Here is a 542-nt window from a genome sequence, read left to right on the forward strand (position 1 = left end):
CAGCGTTCAATCTGAGCCATGATCAAACTCTTCAATTTAAGATTTTGATGTCCCTAAGGACTGACTCAATGAATACTGACTTCAAAACTACTAATGTAATTTTAAAGCTATTATCGTTCCAACAGAACGATAATGAATTGACTGTGCCGAATCTTACGATTCGTATTGGTCACTCAGTTCATTGAAATCTTTGTGCTTATCGAAATAAGCGTTGGATTATCATCAACGAGTGCCCACACAGATTGATAGGTTTATATTGTTAAAGAGCTTTGCTTTCAATGCCTTAGCACCGAAGCAGGACGCGTATAATACGCTATTGACTCTGTAAGTCAACATAAAACTCTAAGATATTTCTTAAAATTTTATGGTGACTGATTTCCAATGGAAATCGGTCAAAATTAAAGCCTGGCGATGTCCTACTCTCACATGGGGAAACCCCACACTACCATCGGCGCTAATTCGTTTCACTTCTGAGTTCGGCATGGAATCAGGTGGGTCCAAATCGCTATGGTCGCCAAGCAAATTCTTTCTCTCTATTTCTA

Annotated in this window: 1 rRNA gene; it reads right to left on the minus strand. The window is 38.9% G+C overall.

Features of this window, described 5'->3' with window-relative positions:
• Window positions 1-403: 403 nt before the first annotated feature.
• Window positions 404-519 (minus strand): 5S ribosomal RNA (rrf, locus tag EJ063_RS20535).
• Window positions 520-542: the final 23 nt, after the last annotated feature.

This window comes from Vibrio aquaticus (assembly GCF_003970385.1).
In the GTDB taxonomy this organism is placed as follows: Bacteria; Pseudomonadota; Gammaproteobacteria; order Enterobacterales; family Vibrionaceae; genus Vibrio; species Vibrio aquaticus.